Here is an 18788-nt window from a genome sequence, read left to right on the forward strand (position 1 = left end):
TATTTTTTCAAGCAGACAAAAGAAGCAGTGGATATTGATTCCAGTAAAAGGAAGTGATAAGATTAAAGTGAAAGTTGATAGGGAAGACAGACTATTTAGTTGTAATAATATGACTGTGATAGAAAGATGTGAAGATTTTACTGTATATAGAATAAAAGATGTTACCGGAGAAGGCATTATGACCTGTCACAAGGTATTTCCAGGTATTGATCTGATATATAATGACTTTCATATGCTGAATTGCTTTTCAGAGTTTGTACCAAAAGTGGAGATGATAGGGATTGATCACTGCAGGGAAGGGAGAATTGAGTGGGAATTTGAGGATAACTCTTATATGTATTTGGGAGAGGGAGATCTCCAGATTAATTCCAAGGATAACCACGCTATGGGATTTGGATTTCCTTTAAGTCATTATCATGGAATTACTGTAGCAGTATATGTTGAAGAAGCAGTGAAAACATTATGTAATGTATTAGATGGTTTTTCTGTGGATCCTTACAAATTACGGGAAAAATTCTGTATTAGGAAGAGACCTTTTATTATGCGTGCCGAGGATTCTATAGAACATATTTTTTCTGAATTGTATACTATTCCTAACAAAGTGAGAAAAAACTATTTTAAGATTAAGGTTTTAGAGCTTCTATTGTTTTTAAGCATATTGGATGTTCCATTAAATGGAGAAGAAAGACCATATTTCCCCAGAAAACAAGTTGAAAAGGTAAAGTCAGTTATGAAATATATAACTAAAAATGTAGATAAACATATTACATTGAAGGAATTGTCCCTAAAGTTTAATATGCCCATTACCTCCTTGAAACTTTGTTTTAAAGGTGTTTATGGTACTTCACCTTATTCATATATGCGCTATTATCGTATGCATGTTGCAGCATCAATGCTCCGTCGGAGTGATGAAAGTATTGCTGATATTGCAGGAAAGGTAGGTTATGATAATTCCAGTAAATTTTCAGCAGCTTTCAAGTCAGTTAAGGGAATGTGTCCCTATAAATACAGAAAATCTTTTGTCTAAATGGAGTTAAAATGGTTATTGTGGAGTAGATGGCAATAATGAATACAAATATAATATGGGTTGATTAGTTACGACTAATCAACCCATATTATATTTGTTATGAAAGGGGAGAATACAGAATGAATAAAAAAAATTGGCTGGGAGTGGTGTTGTATTTTGCCAGCTCCTGTAGGATACAGATGATCATTTCGGTAATATGTGCCATTATCAGTGTAGTAGGAGGACTTGTTCCCTATGTAGGTGTATATCAGATTATAATTTTATTTTTTCAGGGACAGGAAAATATAGACGCTATTTTGTTTTGGACAGCAATATGTGCCGGCGGATATGTGGTAAAGTTTATATTTTATGCAATATCTACTACACTAGCACATTATTCGGCATATAGCATATTAGAAAATATTCGTCTTGATATTGGGGATAAATTAATGAAAGCTCCACTTGGAACTGTTTTGAATCAGACAGTAGGAAAATTAAAAAGTGTAATTATAGATCGGGTGGAAACTATAGAGCTTCCACTGGCCCACCTTATTCCAGAAGGTATATCCAATCTTCTACTGCCAATAGCTGTATTTATTTATCTTATTATGATAGATTGGCGTATGGCGCTCATATCAATGATTACTATTCCTATAGCAGGCATAGCCTATGGCATTATGATGAGAAATTACAATAAAAAGTATAATGATTATATGGAATCCAGCAATTATGTAAACAGTGTTATTGTAGAATATATAGAGGGAATTGAGGTAATTAAAGCATTCAATCAGTCCACATCCTCTTATGAAAAATTTCAAAAAGCAGTGGAGTCTTTTAAGGAGTATACGTTAGATTGGTTTAGAAGTACATGGAAACTTATGAATTTTGGAGGAGCTGTTTTGCCTTCAACTTTACTTGGTACTGTGCCTCTTGGAATGTATTTATATATAAGAGGTTCTCTAAGTCCTGCAGAGCTTACCATGTGTTTGATATTGTCTTTGGGGATTGTGACACCTTTGACCAGTTTTACTGTATTTGTAAATGATGCAAAGTCCATAGAATATGCAGTAAAAGATGCAGATGAATTTTTAAATTTGGGTGAGCTTGAAGATGTAAAGGATCAGGCAAATCTTATGCACTATGACGTGGAACTTAAAGATGTATCTTTTTCTTATGATGTCCACAAAATTTCTGGAGCCGTTAATTCAACAAACAATGTGCTTCAAAATATAGATTTAAAACTTCCCCAGGGTACTTTTGCAGCTTTAGTAGGCCCTTCAGGAGGGGGAAAATCCACTGTTGCAAGGTTAATTGCAAGGTTTTGGGATGTAGATAGCGGAGAAATAAAAATTGGCGGAGTTAATATTAAAAAAATTCCACTGGTACAGCTTGCTGATACAGTGAGTTTTGTTACTCAGGATAATTTTTTGTTTAACTGTTCTATTATGGAAAATATAAGGCTTGGCAATCCAAAGGCATCTGATGCAGAGGTTATTAATGCGGCAAAAGCAGCTTGCTGTGATGAATTTATCAGAAACCTTCATAATGGATATGATACAAATGCAGGAGAAGCAGGAGGGAAATTATCAGGAGGAGAAAAACAGAGAATTGCAATTGCAAGAGCAATATTAAAAAATGCTCCAATTATTATATTGGATGAAGCAACAGCTTTTACAGATCCTGAAAATGAAGATAAACTCCAAAAATCCATAGCAGCTCTTACCAGAGGGAAAACATTATTGGTAATTGCCCATAGGCTGTCAACTGTTAAAAAAGCAGATCAAATTATTGTTATAGAAAAAGGACATATTGTAAATACAGGTACACATGAAAAACTCATTGAAGTATGTACTCTTTATAAAGATATGTGGGAAGCTCATATAGGCGCTAAAAAATGGGCGGTTAATAATGATGACAAAAGGGGTGAAGTATATGTTTAAATCCATAAAACGAATTATTAAGTGGTCTGGAAAACGGAGGAAACGCTTATATATAGGATTTGTATATTCTTTTTTTAATACCATATTCACAGCAATGCCAATTATGGGAGCTGCTTATGGATTGAGTCTTATCATGCAGGATATAAATGGTGAAATCACTTTGACAACAGAGTGGGTATTATATATGCTTATATTTATGATTTTTGCAGTGGCAGGTAGATTTTTATTTGCCTATCTTCGTGCCTCTATCCAGGAAAGCATAGGATATGAAGTAACTGCAGAACAAAGAATTCTAATTGGTGATATATTAAAACGGGTTTCACTTGGTTTTTTCAGCAAGAAAAATACTGGAGAGATTGCTTCTGCGGTAACAACAGATTTATCTTTTTTTGAAATGTTTGCCATGAAGATGATTGATGTGGTGATAAATGGATATATAAGCGCATTTACTATGGTACTTTGTGTGGCTTTCTATAATATATGGATTGCTTTAATTGCAGTAATAGGGATACTTCTATCTGCTTTTTTCTTAAAACTTATGGGTGATAGAAGTAATAAAAATGCACCCATTCATCAGAAGGCACAGGACAATATGATTGCAGCTACCATAGAATATATAAGGGGTATGCCTGTAGTTAAAGCATTTAAACAGGATGGAGTTTCAAAGGAAGGAATAAAGAAAGCTTATAATATGAGCAAGAATATAAATATTAAAATTGAAAAAAATTATGTGCCTTATAACTGCCTTCATCTGTTTTCACTTAAAATGGCATCTCTTGGAATTGTACTTGCATCTGCCATATTTGCTGTAAATAAAACTATGGATATACCTATTATGCTCATGATGACTATTTTTTCCTTTGTGATTTTTGGACATGTTGAATCCATAAATAATTCAGCCCACGTATTAGAAATTATTGATGCTACCATGGACAAATTGCAGGATATAGAAAAGGTGGAATTTATTGATAAGCAGGGCAGGGATGTTCAGTTATCTGCCTATGATATTAAATTTGACAATGTGACTTTTTCTTATGAAGATAATTATGTGTTAAAGAATGTGTCATTTACCATACCACAGAATAGTACTACAGCAATTGTAGGACCTTCAGGAAGTGGGAAGTCCACCATATGCAGTTTAATTGCCAGATTCTATGATGTAAATAGTGGAAGTATATTGGTGGGAGGTGTTAATGTAAAAGATATGACCTGCGACAGCCTTCTTAAAAATATGAGTATGGTATTTCAAAAAGTATATTTGTTCAATGATACGGTATTTAATAACATCCGCTTTGGAAAACCAGAGGCTAGTTTGGAGGAGATAGTGGAGGCAGCGAGGAAAGCTAGGTGTCATGATTTTATTATGGATCTTCCAAAGGGATATGAAACAGTTATAGGTGACAGCGGTTCCACTCTTTCTGGAGGTGAAAAACAACGTATATCCATAGCTAGGGCAATGCTGAAAAATGCTCCCATAATTATTTTAGATGAGGCAACTGCTAGTGTAGATCCGGAAAATGAACATGCCATTCAAGAAGCCATCAGTGCGCTTGTACATGGTAAGACTATTATAATTATTGCACACCGTTTGGCTACCATTGAAAATGCAGATCAGATTATTGTAGTGGATAAAGGCAGCATTGCACAGAGAGGAACTCATGAAGAGATTATGGAGCAAGAAGGGGTTTATAAAAGATTCTTATCCATAAGACAAATAGCAGAGGGATGGAATATTTAAATTAAAATAGAGAATACGGTGTAACAAATTTTAAATACTTTTAATTTATTAGTTAAAGTGCCAAAAAATGAGTTTGGTACTTTTTGTTATATATTTTTATGATGTTAAATGTAATTTTACATCAATTAATACAGCATAATTAATAAACTGATAAATTAACAAAAGTGATATTGAAATTAACAAAAATTAATTATATTATAATAATAAATATTAGTTTAAAATAATAATTGATTTTTATAAGGAGAGTGTTTATGAAAAAACAATTAGAGTATAAAGAAGATTTGAATAAAAAAATTGAGATAATAAGAGAATTGCTCTATGAAAAGATAGAAGGTAATGTTGATAGGGAAGAAATTCAGTTTGTAAGCGAGATTTTGGACAAACTTATAGTTGATTATTTTAAATGAGTGAGTGTTGTGTTGTTATCTAAATGTACTTAAGAACTGAACATGCAACTTTTATCCAATTTGACTTATAAAATACAACTCTATGTTTTAAATCAATTATTAAAGTAACGATTTGATAATTTTAAGGAGATTTTTTTGATAAATCGTCAAAAATCCTATTGCCTTTTGATAAAAGTTATGATATAGTTTAATACAAGTTATTATTCAAGATAATGTTAATTTACATTCAACAAAAATTAATTACTATTAAAGTCATCTCATAAACTATTAAAATGCTTTTAATAGTCTTGTAAAGTAAAGCTAGATTTAATTCCATTGTAACTTGTCAGCAAAAGTAACTATGTAAAACCACCACAAACAAGTGTATCCATTTAGTTAAAAAACCAAAAGATACACCCACAAATAAGTTAAAACCATCACATTTTAACCAACTAAATTTTATCATGAAAATCATTAATTGTCAATATGAAAGGATTAATAGAAATAATTTTTTGAAAAATAAGGAGGAAAATAATTATGCCATATCATGAATTTGAATGCAGCAAGTGTATTCCAGAAAGAAAACAGCACGCTGTTATAAAAGGTCCTGGAGAGAATTTGACAGATGCTCTTCCGTTGGGGTATCTTAACACAATCCCGGGGACTATTTCAGAACGAGGCTGTGCATACTGTGGGGCAAAACATGTTATAGGTACACCTATGAAGGATGCCATTCATATGAGTCATGGACCTGTCGGATGTACTTATGATACATGGCAAACCAAACGTTATATAAGTAATAACGACAATTTCCAGATAAAATATACCTATGCTACAGATATGAAAGAAAAACATGTTGTATTTGGTGCTGAAAAATTGCTGAGGCAGAACATCATTGAGGCATTTAAAGCATTTCCAGATATTAAGAGAATGTGTATTTATCAAACCTGTGCTTCAGCTCTTATAGGGGATGATATCAATGCGGTGGCTCAAAAAGTAATGAAAGAAATGCCTGGCGTAGATATTTTTGTTTGTAATTCTCCAGGGTTTGGAGGACCGAGCCAATCTGGAGGACATCATAAAATCAATATTGCCTGGATAGACCAGAAGGTAGGAACACTTGAACCAGAAATTAAAAGCGACTATGTTATCAATTATGTGGGAGAGTATAACATTCAGGGTGATGAGGAAGTTATGATGGACTATTTCAAGAGAATGGGTATTCAAATTCTTTCTACTTTTACAGGTAATGGGTCTTATGATGACCTCAGGAGTATGCATAAGGCACATCTAAACGTACTTGAATGTGCACGTTCTGCAGAATATATTTGTAATGAACTAAGAAAGAGATATGGCATTCCCCGTCTTGATATCGATGGATTTGGCTTTGGGCCACTGTCATTATCCCTTAGGAAAATTGGGTTGTTTTTTGGAATTGAAGATAAAGCTCAAGCTATTATTGATGAAGAAACGGCTAAATGGAAACCGGAACTTGATTGGTACAAGGAACGGCTTAAAGGTAAAAAAGTATGTCTCTGGTCGGGGGGATCAAAACTCTGGCACTGGGCTCATGCGATTCATGAAGAGATGGGAGTAGAAGTGGTATCAGTATACTCAAAATTTGGTCATCAGGGAGATTTTGAAAAAGGGATTGCCAGATGTGAAGAAGGTGCACTTGCTATAGATGATCCAAATGAACTTGAAGGACTGGAAGCTATGGAAATGTTAAAACCAGATGTTATCTTTACCGGTAAACGTCCGGGAGAAGTTGCAAAAAAAATTCGAGTACCATACTTAAATGCACATGCTTATCATAATGGACCTTATAAAGGATTTGAAGGATGGGTTAGGTTTGCTCGTGACATATATAATGCTATTTATTCTCCTATTCATAAGCTTGCTTATTTGGATATAAGTAAAGATGAAATACCTACAGATAAAGGATTCTCAACACAAAAGATGATTTCTGATGTGAATTTAAGTGAGGAAGTAGTTTCTTCACCTGATTTAAGAGAGTATACTGGTAAATGCAATATAATTCCAGATTTATGCAAAAAAACTTATCCGGATTTTCCTCTGAAAAAATAAGTGTCCACATTATAATGGAGGTAGTGATTTATGGAAGATATAATGAAAGATAGAATCGAACAACTTGTTGATTATATTATGAAGAACTGTCTATGGCAATTTAACTCGCGTGCATGGGACAGAGAGAAACAAAACGAGGGAATACTTACGAAAACCATGCAAATATTATGTGAGGAACCTGCAGAACATAAAACTCCAGCTGACAGGTGCTACTGGGTGGATGCGGTGTGTCTGGCTGATGCTTTCAAAAGCCGCTACTCCTGGTTGGCTGCCATGGACAAAACAGAAGTTAAAATATTGATGAAGGAACTTAAAGAGCGTATGGATTTTTTAACTATTACAGGCTCTCTTAATAAAGAACTTACGGTTCCACTCTATTAGAAAGGATTGATATTATGTCTTGTGAAGTGAAAGAAAAAGAACGTGCTGGTATTATCAACCCCATATTTACATGCCAGCCTTGTGGTGCCCAGTATGCCAGCATAGGTATAAAAGATTGTATTGGAATAGTACATGGGGGACAGGGGTGCGTTATGTTTGTCAGATTGCTCTTCTCCCAGCATTTTAAGGAGAGCTTTGAACTCGCATCTTCTTCTCTGCATGAAGATGCTGCGGTATTTGGTGCCCTAAGGCGTATAGAAGAAGCAGTGGATGTGCTTTTGATGAGATATCCCCATATAAAAGTTGTACCAATTATCACAACCTGTTCCACGGAAATAATAGGTGATGATATTGATGGCGTAGTTAATAAACTCAATAGAGGGCTTTTAAAGAAAAAATTTGCAGGCAGGGAAGTTTATCTTGTCCCAATTCATACACCAAGCTTTACCGGAAGTATGGTCAGTGGATACAATATTGCAGTAAAGGACTTTGTAAAATATTTTGCAAAAAAAGGTGAACCTAATGGGAAAGTCAACCTGATCACTGGCTGGGTCAATCCAGGGGATGTGACAGCACTGAAGCATCTTTTATCAGAAATGAAAGTAGATGCTACTGTTCTTTTCGAAATTGAAAGTTTTGATTCCCCTCTTATGCCGGAAGGAAATACAGTTTCTCATGGCAATACGACAGTTGAGGATTTGACAGGAACAGCCAATGCCATTGGAACTATTGCTCTTAACAGGTATGAAGGTGGTCAAGCAGCTGAATATTTAGAAAAAAAATTTGGTGTCTCAGCTGTTATTGGACCTACACCTATTGGCATACGTAACACTGATATTTTTTTAAAAAATTTAAGCACCATGACTGGAAAGCCAATTCCTAAATCTCTGGTTCACGAACGTGGAATTGCCATAGACGCCATTACAGATGTTGCACATATGTTTTTGGCAGATAAAAAAGTGGCCATTTATGGAAGTGCTGATCTTGTTATAGGCCTTGCACAATTCTGTCTTGATATGGAGATGAAACCTATGCTGCTTCTTCTGGGAGATGACAATAAATCCTATATAAAAGACCCACGGATTGAGGAACTTCAGAAAAATGTGGATTATGATATGGAGATTATTACTAATGCAGATCTATGGGAATTGGAGGACCGTATAAAAAATAAGGGACTTAAACTCGATCTGATTCTTGGTCATTCCAAAGGAAGGTTTATTTCTATTGATAACAATATTCCAATGTTACGGGTGGGTTTTCCGGTTTATGACCGTGCAGGATTTTATCGTTATCCTATAATGGGATATGCAGGTGCCATATGGCTGGCAGAGGCTATAGCAAATACCATATTTACTGATATGGAGTACCAAAAAAATAGGGAATGGATATTGAATGTGTGGTAATATATATTTTAAGAAGATACATCTTTAAGTAACTAAATGATAGTAAGATTTATTTTTGATTCTATTAAATTCTGCCAGATATTGCTTGTTACTAAATGCTGGCAGAATTCTTAAAAAGAGGTGTAAATAATTGAGTAATATTAAAATTCACTATTTACAGCATGTGTGTTTTGAAGGACCTGCAGATATTGTGAGGTGGGCACGTAAAAAAGGGCACAATCTTACAGGAACTCATTTATATAATTATGAAACACTTCCAGATATGGATGAGTTTGATTGGCTGGTGATCATGGGGGGACCCATGAATATTTATGAAGAAGAAAAATATCCATGGCTTAAATGTGAGAAACAATTCATTAAAAAGGCTATTGAAAGAAATAAGGTTGTACTTGGAATATGCCTAGGTGCACAGCTTATAAATGATGTTTTGGGAGGGGAAGTTACTAAAAATTCGGAGCGTGAAATAGGATGGTTTCCCGTTACTTTTAATTCAGCAGTTTTAAAATCCAATTTTTTTAAAAATTTTCCAAAAGGGCCCTATGTGTTTCAGTGGCACGGTGATACATTTAGTACATTGCCTGAAGGTGCCGTTTGTATCGCCAGCAGCGAGGCCTGTAGTAATCAGGCGTTTATTTATAATGAGAATGTAATAGGCCTTCAATTTCATATGGAAAGCACTAAAGATAGTATTTCCCTGCTTATAGACAACTGTTTGGATGAAATAAAAGAGGGGGGCAGCTATGTACAATCAGAGAATGAGATCAAATCCAAAATGGATTTGTTAATTGATGCCAATTCATTGATGGAGGATTTTCTCAATGGACTTGAGGCGTATTATTGAAGGGAAGTAATAATTATGGAAGAAATAAGTTATACAGCAAGAATATGCAGTGACGAAAGAAAAATCAATAGTTTTTTGACTGAAAAAAGAGTAGGGGTATTGGGTATGTGTGATAAGGAGGGTAAACCTTACTCCATACCTGTAAATTATATATATGAAGATGGCAAAATATATATTCACGGCATGGGAAGTGGTAAAAAAAATAATATACTCAAAGAAAAATCTTCCGTCTGTTTTACGGTTTTTCAAGAATTTGGAACAGTTAAAGACTCCGTACCCTGTAAATGTGATACTTCTTATTTTAGTGTAGTTATCTTTGGAAAAGCAATTTTAGTGGAAGATTTGGAAGAAAAAGCCCGGGTACTTACACTGATTGCAGAAAAATTTGTTCCCGGGTTTTTAAAAAATCCCCTTTCCAAAGAATTTGTAAGTAAATATCGCTCTTCCCGTGATAATAATACCACAGCCGTTTATTGTATTTCCCCAGAAGATATTACTGCTAAAGAAAATCCGATTGATATGGAGAATATGGTATAATTTAGCTAATAGAATAGATGAAAATTATTTTACATACTTTTAGTGTAGAAAGGATAAAAAATGCTTGGTATTACTAAATTATTATGCGAATCTGAAAATTTTGGAGACAGGCTGCGCTATGCTTCTGGTGCAGGAAGTGAAAAAAGTGGTGCAGCTAAGGGAAAGGGACCTGTAGTTGTATGGAATTGTACTAATAGCTGTAATCTAAAGTGTAGGCACTGTTACGCCGATTCTCAAAATAAAAAGTTTGAAGAAGAACTGGATTCAAAGGAAGCAAAATATTTAATAGAGGATCTGGCAGAATTAAAAGTACCAGTACTTCTTATTTCTGGTGGGGAACCTCTTATGAGAGAGGATTTATTTGAATTATTAAATTATGCAAAAAATTATAACATTAGAAGTACAATTTCAACTAATGGAACATTGATAGATAAAAGAACAGCTAAAGACTTAAAACTAAATGGTGTAAGCTATGTAGGTATCAGCCTAGATGGAATAGGCACAAATCATGATAAGTTCAGAGGGGTAATTGGAAGCTTTAACAAGTCTTTAGAGGGAATCAGAAATTGTGTGGAAATAGGTCAGAAAGTTGGACTTAGATTTACAATAAACAAGAGCAATTACCATCAGCTAGAAGACATTTTTTACTTAATAAAAGAAGAGAAAATACCCCGGGTATGTTTTTATCATTTAGCCTATTCTGGAAGAGGAAATGCTATGGCCAGGGAAGACATTACCTTTGAACAAAAAAGACAAGCCCTTGATATTATAATGGATAGGGCAGTGAGATTTGGAAAGGATGTTGAGATTCTAACAGTGGGTAACCATGCGGATGCGGTTTATTTATACCTTCAAGTTAAAAAGAAATATCCCCATTTAAGAGATAGGATATGGGATTTAATACAGACAAATGGTGGCAATAGATCGGGAATGGCTCTTGCAAATATTGATTTTAAGGGACATGTACATGCAGATCAATTTACCCAGCAGCACAGCTTTGGAAACATAAGAGAAAGAAAATTTAGTGACATATGGAAAAATCCTTCTAATCCTCTAGCTGTTGGACTAAGAAATAGAAAATCTTTATTAAAAGGAAGATGCAGCAGTTGCAAATGGTTAAATGTATGTAATGGAAATCTCAGGGTAAGGGCAGAAGCTGCCACAGGAGATTTTTGGAACTCTGATCCATCCTGTTATTTGACTGATAAAGAAATAGGAATTTTTAACATAGTGAAATAGGAGGGTGTATAAGTTTTGATAATATCATGGAATACTACAAATAAATGCAACATGAGATGTAAACATTGTTATAGAAATGCTGGATCAGAAGTTGAAGGTGAGTTAAATACATTAGAAGCCAAAAAGTTAATTGAGGATATAAAAAAAGCCGGATTTAAAATAATGATATTCTCCGGGGGAGAACCATTGATGCGTAAAGATATTTTTGAGCTTATAGAACATGCGGCAAAATGTAAACTTCGGCCTGTACTTGGAAGTAATGGCACTTTAATTACCAGGGAAACGGCCGCAAAGCTTAAAGCTGCAGGTGCTATGGGCATAGGTATTAGTCTTGATAGTCTTAATAGTAATAAGCATAATCAATTTAGAGGATTAAGTACAGGTTGGCAAGACACCATAAAAGGAATGGAAAACTGCAGGGAAGTAGGACTAGGTTTTCAAGTACATACTACAGTCATGGATTGGAACTTTGAAGAAATACTGGACATAACAGATTTTGCTGTTAAAATAGGAGCTTCTGCCCACCATATTTTTTTCATAGTACCTACAGGCCGTGCCAAAAATATTCAACATGAATTTTTAAATGCCCCTCAGTATGAAGAACTTCTCATAAACATAGTTAATAAGCAGAAAGAAGTATCCATAGAAGTAAAACCCACCTGTGCGCCGCAATTTATGAGAATTGCCAAACAAAATGGGGTTTCATATAGGTTTTCAAAAGGATGTATAGCGGGAATAAGTTACTGCATTGTTAATACTAAAGGTGATGTGCAGCCCTGTGCATACTTGGATATATGCGTAGACAATGTCAGAAGTAAACCTTTTTATGAAATATGGAAAAACAATAGTGTGCTGATGGAACTTAGAACACTAAATTATAAGGGGAAATGCGGAATTTGTACATATAAGAATTTATGTGGGGGCTGCCGTGCCAGAGCTGCATTTTACAACAGCGGTGATTATATGGCAGAAGAAAGTTTATGTATTTATAAGGAGAGAGGTCAATAAGTGAAAGGAAAAGGTATGGATTTGCTAAATATTATACAAAATGATTTTCCTATAGAATCAAGACCTTTCTTAACTTTGGCAAATAAATTGGATATGACCGAAGAAGAGGTTATAGAACTTATGAAGAAATTTAAAGAATCAGGCTATATTCGCAGATTAGGAGGGGTTTTTGATTCAGGAAAGTTAGGATATACAAGTACCTTATGTGCAATAGAAGTTCCAGAAGAGAGAGTCGAGGAAGTGGCATCTATAATAAATGGTTATAGTGGTGTCACTCATAATTATCTAAGAATGCATAAATATAATATGTGGTTTACATTAACTGTATCCACCAGTGAGAGTATTGAAGATACTCTCGAAAAAATAAAAAATAGCATAAAAATTAATAATATACTGGTTCTAAATTCCTTGAATACTTTTAAAATAAAAGTAAATTTTAATGTAGAAGGAGTATAAAATTTATGGATTTACTGGATAAAGCTATTATTCTTAAGCTTCAGGAGGATCTGCCTTTAGTTCCCCGACCCTATAGGCATATAGCTTGTGAATTAGGGATTTGTGAAGAAGAATTACTTGGTAGATTGAGAAAATTAAAGGAAGAAAGAATACTGCGTAGAATAGGTGCTATATTACACCATAGAACTGTGGGTTTTAAAGCTAATGCCATGGTTGTATGGAATATTTCAGAGTGCAGAATTAAAGAGGTAACAGATATGATGATTACTTTTCCGGAGGTAAGTCACTGTTACCAGCGCAGGGCCTTGCCAAACTGGAATTATAATATCTATACAATGATACATTCTAAAAGTTTTGAGCAATGTGATAGTATTATCTTACATATAGCACAGCGTATAAATATAAATGAATATAAAGTTCTATATAGTACTAAAGAATTAAAAAAGAGCAGTATGAAATATTTCCTATGAGCTTTCTGAATAAAAATGATTCAAAAACAAAAAACTAAACTGATTAATGAGTATTTTAAAGGAGATTAAAAGTGTTTAATTGCAATAATATAATTATTGTTATAAAATTGTAATTAACAAATTTATATAGGAGGTTTTGCTGTGATGGAGGTAAGAAAAGGTAAAAATAAATTTTATATAGGATATGAAGAAAAAGAACCTTTGGCTGAAATAGTGCTGGACGACTTTAATAAAGATTCAATGACAATTGAACATACTTATGTGTCAGAAAAGTTAAAAGGTCAGGGTGCAGGTAAACGGTTGGTTAAGAGCGTTGTTGATTTTGCAACGGAAGAAAATAAAAAGGTTATACCAGTGTGTGAATTTGCAAAGAAAGAATTTTCAAAAAATAAAGAATATGAGAGTGTATTGGATGCTTCCACAACTATTTGAGTATAAGCACTACTAAGATTGAATTAGTAGTGCTTATATATTTGAATATTCTTCAAGAAAAATTTATTTTCACTAAACTCTCCCTTTTCTAAATTAGAAAGAGTATCCTGAAACTGATATATAATAGCATCCATTTCATCTAGTTTGTTTAATAATTCAGCTTCTAGAATCATAGGTTTTCTAGGAGAGCCATTTTCTTCAGAGCCATGGTGAGAAATTAAAATATGTTTTAAAACCATTTCATCCTCCGCAGGAATATTTAATTCCATGGCTGCATCGTGGAGCATAATTACTCCCTGTACTATGTGACCAAGCAATTTACCTTCTGCAGAATAATCTTCTACTATGCCATTTTCATTGGAACTTAGTTCATTCAATTTTCCTATATCATGAAGTATAATCCCTGATATGAAAAGTTCTGTATCTATACCGTATTTATATATATCTGCAAGGGCAGCACCGCTTTTATACATTCTATATATATGATATAAAAGGCCTCCTTGTATAGCATGATGGACTACTTTTGCCGCAGGATAGTAGAGAAGTTTGTCTTTATTATCCTCTAAAAGTTTTGTAACCACTTTTTTGAAGCTTTCATTTTCAAAATGGGATACTCTTGTTAAAAGTTCATTATATATATCCAAAGGTTTTATAGGAGAAGTTTTTATAAAATCTTCTATGCATACATTATCACCTTTGGTAATTGTTCTGCACTGTAATACGGTGAGCTGGAGAGTATTTTTGTAAGTTTTAGGAATTGTCCTTATTTTAATAACACTACCAAGGGAAATATCGGGTATATCTGTAATACTTTTATCCCACATAACTCCTTTTATGGAATCTTTGCCGTCGGTGAAAGTAAATTTAATGTAGGGTGAATTATTAGAGGTTAGTCCTTCAGATATCTCATTTACCATAAGAAAAATATCACTAAGTTTATTATGAATTAATTCTTTAATTTTCATTTAACAGTACCTTCTTTCATTTGATTTTATATCATTAAATATTATAATGATATAAAGTGATTAAAATGATTCTTAGGATAAAAGTATGTATCATAGATACAGTTAATATTATACCCTAAGTTCAAATTTATTGTACATGAATGACACAAAATCAGGAAGGATATGTATATAAAATGATATTTGTAATTCAGTTGTTAGTTAAAACATGTATAGAAACTGTATATCTTATGGGAATGATAACTTTAATTGGATTACTTCTTGGAGTATTAAGAAATAATTCCATAAGGAATTTTCAGAGAAGTTTTGGGAGTAGGGCATTAATGGTAACAGGGGTCATAGGAGTTCCCATACATGAATTGAGTCATGCTATATTTGCCTTATTGTTTAGGCATAAGGTTAGTAGAATAAAATTGCTTCAAAAACCAGATGCACAGGGAGTTATGGGATATGTACAGCATAGTTATAACAAGGGAAGTATTTATCAGCAGATAGGAAATTTTTTTATAGGTATTGCACCTATATTTGGAGGAGTTCTCTCTATTATCTTATTGATGAGAATTACAATACCACAGGCTTATGAAAAGTTTGCCGGTATATTGATAAAGGGTTTAAATATCACAGTAATTAATAAAAGCACAATGGAAATAATGATGAATTCTTATGGAGAATTGATAAGGATCATTTTCTCAGTAAAAAATTTTCAGAACATATACTTTTATATATTTTTATTTATAGCTGTGTGTATATCATCTCATATATCATTAAGTATTGCGGACATAAAAGGAGCTTCCAGAGGACTTGCAGCCATATTTTTTATATTATTAGTACTTAACTTTTTTAATTTATCCCAATATTTAGCTTCATTTAACTTTATAAAGTATAATATTATAGTAACAGGGTTTTTGCTTATAGCTGTGATACTTTCTGTAATAACATATCTGGTAAGTCTGATTTTAGTTACCCTGAGGAGAACTTCCTTAATATAAAAAGCAAGGAGAGGAAACATGGACAAGTATAACAGAGAAACTGAAAATTCTGATTTTCATGTAAGTAGAGATAATGATATAGAACGGTATATTGTAAATGATAGTATAGAAAAATATATAGTTCAAGGTAACTTGGAAACTAAAAAAGAGAATTTACCTATCATAGCAAAGAGTGAGAAGAACAAAAAAGATAAGAAGGGTATTTGGGGTATAATTGGAATTATTATTGCAGTACTTATAAAACTTAAATCTATAATAATACTTATTTTTACCAAGCTAAAGTTTTTATTAATATTTTTTAAATTAGGTAAATTTGCTTCAACATTGATATCAATGCTATTAATGATTTTGGTGTATGCTAAAATCTATGGATGGGCCTTTGGCTTGGGTTTTGTAGTATTGTTATTTGTTCACGAAATGGGACATTATTTAAGTGCCAAAGCTGTCAAACTTGATGTAACTCTTCCTCTTTTTATTCCATTTGTGGGGGCTTTAATAAGTATGAAAGAAGAGCCTAAGGATGCAGTAACAGAAGCTAAAGTTGCAATAGGTGGTCCTCTAATTGGAAGTCTGGGAGCATTAATTTGTTTTATATTGTATTTTTCACTTAAAGAAAACTTTTTAATGGCTCTGGCTTATACAGGTTTTATGCTGAATTTGTTTAACCTTATACCTCTGCACCCTCTTGATGGCGGTAGAATTGTATCTGCAATATCTCCCAAGTTATGGCTTATAGGAATACCTATTGCGGCAATTGCATTATTTAAGTTTTTCAACCCTATTATTTTGCTATTGCTTGTACTTGGAATTCTTCAAGTTATTAACCAATATAAAAATCCTGATAAACCTTATTATGAAGTAAAGTCTACCACAAGGTGGATATTTGCCTTCATGTATTTTGGATTAATTTTATTTCTTGGAATGGGAATAGCATATATCCATGGCATCCATGAATATATGCTGGTTAAGTAGAAGGACTGTAGTTACAGTTCTTTTCTTTTATATATGTTTAAAGATATTAAAATAGAAATTATAAAAATTACAATTGATATCATTGGTAAGATAAAGGATAATATATTTAATATTTGCTTATCTGGCATATTCACACTAAATTTTGAAAAAAGTATAATGATAACGGCAGGTGTAAAAAGTACTATTGTTACTATTAACCTGCTTTTTTCTACACCATATTTAAATAATATAGGTAGAGTAAGTGATATATATAAAACTCCTACAGCACAAAGTGTAGTAGATTCAAATAGCACCTCTTTAATTGGGGCTGAACCTATAAGCAGGTTAAGTACTATGTTAAGAAAAAAAGCTATTAGGAGAAAAATCATGCTCATAATATATTTACTTAGTACCATATCGGTCCTGGAAAGAGGCATTGATAATGCATATTTATCCCATTTGGCTCTTTCGTCATAGGACATGACCGTTGTGGGAAGAATTGCACACATTATTACTACGGCTCCTCCAAGAGAGGCATTTTTGCTTGATAGAGAAATAAAGCCATAAAAAACTAAAAATACGGCGAGAATTTTCCACTGCTGCTTTAAATTCATAAAATCTTTTAATATCAATCCTTTCATTATATTGCCTCCTTTGTATAATATAGCATTATATCTTCGATATTTGGTGGATCTATAGTATATTTTCCATGAATTTTATCTCTTAATACCAGTGCCTCTACTCCAAAATTATTTTTACGATATCCTTTAACTGCTGACTTATCGATAGCTTCAAACTGTGAAGGGGAACATTTTAATATACCATGACTTTCTATTAAGTCATCTTTAATGTCACTGAATATAATTTTACCTTTATGGAGAAAGGTAATGTAGTCACAGACTTTTTCAAGATCACTTATAATATGGGATGACATGAGGATAGAATGATCCGAATCCTGTATAAATTCTAGAAATACATCCAGAATTTCATCTCTTACTATAGGATCAAGTCCACTGGTGGCTTCATCAAGTATAAGGAGTTTTGAATCATGGGATAGGGCAACTGCAATGGAAAGTTTCATTTTCATGCCCCTGGAATACTCCTTTATAATTTTATTATTAGGTAAATCAAAATGTTTTATATAGGATTGAAAACTGTCCTCTTGCCAGGTTTTATAGATATTTTTCATAATAATGTTAATATCTTTTGGGTTTAAATTTTCAGGAAAACAACTTTCATCCAGAACAACACCTATATGTTCTTTTACTAATTTCATATCTTTTTTGTTATCATGGTCTAAGATAGTAATTGTACCACTATCACCATAAATTAGATTGAGAATTAACTTAATCATGGTGCTTTTTCCTGCGCCATTTTCTCCAATAAGGCCCATGATAAAGCCTGCAGGTAGTTTTAGGTTTATATTATCCAGTTTAAATTCATCATATTGTTTTGATATTCCTTTAATTTCTAAAGCATAATCCATTTTTAATCTCCTTTATATATTAGTGTCATTATTTCAATCAATTCATTTAAACTGAGTCCGCAAATATTTGCGGATTCAACAATTTGCTGCATAAGATTTTCAATGTTTCTAAGCTGTTCTTCTCTTATAAATTCAGTATTTTTACTGGCTACAAAACTTCCCTTACCTGTAATAGATACAATGAATCCTTCACGTTCCAGTTCTTCATATGCGCGTTTTGTAGTTATTACACTGATGCGGAGCTCTTTGGCAAGCAGCCGCATAGAGGGCAGCGGTTCTCCTTCTTTTAATTTATCTGATATAATCATGTTCTTAATTTGAGATGCTATTTGTTGGTATATTGGCTGTCCGCTTGAATTACTGATAATAATATGTATATTCAATTTTATTCTCCTTGTGAACATTGTATATATATAATATATACAATGTTCACAAAAGTGTCAAGGGCAAAATATTGGGTTGATGGGGCAATTAA

20 protein-coding genes are annotated in these 18788 nt (G+C 33.2%); 16 read left to right on the forward strand and 4 right to left on the reverse strand.

Going from position 1 to position 18788, the window contains the following annotated elements; translation table 11 throughout:
- Positions 1–109: 109 nt before the first annotated feature.
- The 14 genes from CKL_RS01810 (at position 110) to CKL_RS01870 (ending at position 13925) form a co-directional block, all read left to right on the forward strand.
- Complete coding sequence (locus CKL_RS01810; RefSeq protein WP_197530248.1) at positions 110–1027, forward strand: helix-turn-helix domain-containing protein; 918 nt, start codon at positions 110–112, stop codon at positions 1025–1027.
- Positions 1028–1146: 119 nt separating this feature from the next.
- Positions 1147–2946 carry an ABC transporter ATP-binding protein gene (locus CKL_RS01815; RefSeq protein WP_011988936.1) on the forward strand — a complete coding sequence of 600 codons (1800 nt, stop codon included), beginning with the start codon at positions 1147–1149 and terminating at the stop codon, positions 2944–2946.
- Positions 2939–4684: an ABC transporter ATP-binding protein gene (locus tag CKL_RS01820; RefSeq protein WP_011988937.1), complete on the forward strand. Its 1746-nt coding sequence runs from the start codon at positions 2939–2941 to the stop codon at positions 4682–4684. Before CKL_RS01815 ends, CKL_RS01820 begins: the two co-directional genes overlap by 8 nt.
- Positions 4685–4935: 251 nt before the next feature.
- Complete coding sequence (locus CKL_RS19620) at positions 4936–5091, forward strand: Spo0E family sporulation regulatory protein-aspartic acid phosphatase (RefSeq protein ID WP_011988938.1); 156 nt, start codon at positions 4936–4938, stop codon at positions 5089–5091.
- Positions 5092–5607: 516 nt separating this feature from the next.
- On the forward strand, positions 5608–7158 hold the full coding sequence (gene anfD, locus CKL_RS01825) for a nitrogenase iron-iron protein, alpha chain (RefSeq protein ID WP_011988939.1): 1551 nt from the start codon (positions 5608–5610) through the stop codon (positions 7156–7158).
- A gap of 30 nt (positions 7159–7188) precedes the next feature.
- Positions 7189–7539 carry a Fe-only nitrogenase subunit delta gene (anfG, locus tag CKL_RS01830; protein WP_011988940.1) on the forward strand — a complete coding sequence of 117 codons (351 nt, stop codon included), beginning with the start codon at positions 7189–7191 and terminating at the stop codon, positions 7537–7539.
- 14 nt (positions 7540–7553) lie between these two features.
- Positions 7554–8942: a Fe-only nitrogenase subunit beta gene (anfK, locus tag CKL_RS01835; protein ID WP_011988941.1), complete on the forward strand. Its 1389-nt coding sequence runs from the start codon at positions 7554–7556 to the stop codon at positions 8940–8942.
- A 130-nt stretch (positions 8943–9072) separates the two neighbouring features.
- On the forward strand, positions 9073–9783 hold the full coding sequence (locus CKL_RS01840; RefSeq protein WP_011988942.1) for a type 1 glutamine amidotransferase: 711 nt from the start codon (positions 9073–9075) through the stop codon (positions 9781–9783).
- Between the two features lie 15 nt (positions 9784–9798).
- On the forward strand, positions 9799–10320 hold the full coding sequence (locus CKL_RS01845; RefSeq protein WP_011988943.1) for a pyridoxamine 5'-phosphate oxidase family protein: 522 nt from the start codon (positions 9799–9801) through the stop codon (positions 10318–10320).
- Positions 10321–10380: 60 nt separating this feature from the next.
- Positions 10381–11559 carry a putative heme d1 biosynthesis radical SAM protein NirJ1 gene (gene nirJ1, locus CKL_RS01850; protein WP_011988944.1) on the forward strand — a complete coding sequence of 393 codons (1179 nt, stop codon included), beginning with the start codon at positions 10381–10383 and terminating at the stop codon, positions 11557–11559.
- A 15-nt stretch (positions 11560–11574) separates the two neighbouring features.
- Positions 11575–12567 (forward strand): putative heme d1 biosynthesis radical SAM protein NirJ2, encoded by a 993-nt coding sequence (gene nirJ2 / locus CKL_RS01855; protein WP_011988945.1) that lies wholly within the window; start codon positions 11575–11577, stop codon positions 12565–12567.
- Positions 12568–13023: a siroheme decarboxylase subunit alpha gene (ahbA, locus tag CKL_RS01860; protein ID WP_012620113.1), complete on the forward strand. Its 456-nt coding sequence runs from the start codon at positions 12568–12570 to the stop codon at positions 13021–13023.
- 5 nt (positions 13024–13028) lie between these two features.
- Complete coding sequence (gene ahbB / locus CKL_RS01865; RefSeq protein WP_011988947.1) at positions 13029–13493, forward strand: siroheme decarboxylase subunit beta; 465 nt, start codon at positions 13029–13031, stop codon at positions 13491–13493.
- 144 nt (positions 13494–13637) lie between these two features.
- The gene (locus CKL_RS01870; RefSeq protein ID WP_011988948.1) at positions 13638–13925 is read left to right on the forward strand and encodes a GNAT family N-acetyltransferase; all 288 of its coding nucleotides are present in this window, start codon (positions 13638–13640) and stop codon (positions 13923–13925) included.
- A 23-nt stretch (positions 13926–13948) separates the two neighbouring features.
- On the opposite strand, the gene CKL_RS01875 is transcribed toward CKL_RS01870, so the two are convergent.
- On the reverse strand, positions 13949–14890 hold the full coding sequence (locus CKL_RS01875; RefSeq protein ID WP_011988949.1) for a 3'-5' exoribonuclease YhaM family protein: 942 nt from the start codon (positions 14888–14890) through the stop codon (positions 13949–13951).
- Between the two features lie 140 nt (positions 14891–15030).
- On the opposite strand from CKL_RS01875, the gene CKL_RS01880 reads away from it, so the two are divergent.
- Positions 15031–15876: a hypothetical protein gene (locus tag CKL_RS01880; RefSeq protein ID WP_012620115.1), complete on the forward strand. Its 846-nt coding sequence runs from the start codon at positions 15031–15033 to the stop codon at positions 15874–15876.
- Positions 15877–15894: 18 nt separating this feature from the next.
- Positions 15895–16848: a site-2 protease family protein gene (locus CKL_RS01885; protein ID WP_011988951.1), complete on the forward strand. Its 954-nt coding sequence runs from the start codon at positions 15895–15897 to the stop codon at positions 16846–16848.
- An 11-nt stretch (positions 16849–16859) separates the two neighbouring features.
- On the opposite strand, the gene CKL_RS01890 is transcribed toward CKL_RS01885, so the two are convergent.
- Genes CKL_RS01890 through CKL_RS01900 form a run of 3 tightly spaced genes read right to left on the reverse strand, consistent with a single transcriptional unit; the run spans position 16860 to position 18690 of the window.
- Positions 16860–17468: an ABC-2 transporter permease gene (locus CKL_RS01890; RefSeq protein WP_011988952.1), complete on the reverse strand. Its 609-nt coding sequence runs from the start codon at positions 17466–17468 to the stop codon at positions 16860–16862.
- Positions 17468–18313, reverse strand: a complete 846-nt coding sequence (locus CKL_RS01895) for an ABC transporter ATP-binding protein (RefSeq protein ID WP_011988953.1) — start codon at positions 18311–18313, stop codon at positions 17468–17470. The genes CKL_RS01890 and CKL_RS01895 overlap by 1 nt, the downstream gene beginning before the upstream one ends.
- 2 nt (positions 18314–18315) lie before the next feature.
- Positions 18316–18690, reverse strand: coding sequence for a GntR family transcriptional regulator (locus CKL_RS01900; protein WP_041700896.1), 375 nt, complete (start codon positions 18688–18690; stop codon positions 18316–18318).
- Positions 18691–18788: the final 98 nt, after the last annotated feature.

Source organism: Clostridium kluyveri DSM 555 (genome assembly GCF_000016505.1).
Classification (GTDB): Bacteria; Bacillota; Clostridia; order Clostridiales; family Clostridiaceae; genus Clostridium_B; species Clostridium_B kluyveri.